Annotated in this window: 1 protein-coding gene; it reads left to right on the top strand. The window is 31.3% G+C overall.

What is annotated here, in order from left to right:
- Positions 1 to 69 precede the first annotated feature (69 nt).
- A partial coding sequence (locus tag L8X27_RS07935) for a cache domain-containing protein (RefSeq protein WP_133319978.1) occupies positions 70 to 1,084 on the top strand: 1,015 nt, incomplete at its 3' end.

Here is a 1,084-nt window from a genome sequence, read left to right as displayed (position 1 = left end):
TTGAAAAATAATTATACTTAAGATAAAATATATCTTAATAATTTAAACATATAAATTAAAGGAGATATATTGTTTTCAAATTTAAAAATAGGGACCAAAATAGTTGCTGTTGTAATTGCAATTATAGTCTTAGGTATTGGAATTTTAGCAAGTGTAATTGCTATGCAATCTTCAAATATCTTACACACTGAAGCAGATAAATTACTTCAAACAAGTGCTTTTAGATATGCAAATATCGTCCGTGGAGCAACAGAAAGTGTACATTCAACACTAATGGGTGCAGAAAACACCATTGATAGCATCATCGCAGAACAAGACACAATAGAAGAACGCAGAATTAAAAATATTTTAGAAGGAGCTTTAGATTCTAATGGCTGGATAGCATATATTTATGTGCATATTCTTGATACTTCCAAATATAATGACATTAACCCTAAACTTTTAACACAATCAAATAAATTTTTAATGCTACTGCACGACACTTCTTTAAGAGAAAAAGGTGGTGTACAATTAGTCCAAGCAGAAGATGTCATTTTAAATCAGCAAAGCGTTGAAAATGCAATAAAAAATAGAAAAGAATCAATAGGTCGACCTCAAAATTTTACCATCAACAATGAAGAAATTCTAGCTTATAATATTGCTGTGCCTATAGTAAGAAAAGGAGAAATCATAGGGGTTATAGGGGCTTTAGGAAGTTTAACACAACTTCAACATGAGCTTACAAATCCTGAAAGAAGTGTTTTCAAAGACGATCAAAGATTATTATTAGGCAAAAATGGTCTAATAGCAGTTAGCCCTGCAACCGAATTTATAGGTAAAAATATTACTCAAATCAACCCGCATCCTAGTGCGAATTTATTAATTGATTTACAAAAAAATCAAACTAATACTCTATTTGACTTCACACCAGCTTCTACAGGAAATGCAAATAGAGCAGCGATAGCAAACTTTGATGTATGGGATGGTGCTGATGATTATTGGTCTATTGTGACTATGGCTCCAGTTGGCTCGATACAAATGCCTATAGAAAAATTAATAGCAACTATAATTATAGTATCTCTTTTCGTAGTTTTAGCTATTGCTT

Origin of the sequence: Campylobacter sp. CNRCH_2015_1657 (genome assembly GCF_025772685.1) — a bacterium.
GTDB classification, from domain to species: Bacteria; Campylobacterota; Campylobacteria; order Campylobacterales; family Campylobacteraceae; genus Campylobacter_D; species Campylobacter_D lari_D.
Note: the sequence above shows the minus strand (reverse complement) of the source record. Positions and strands in the feature narration are given on the sequence as shown.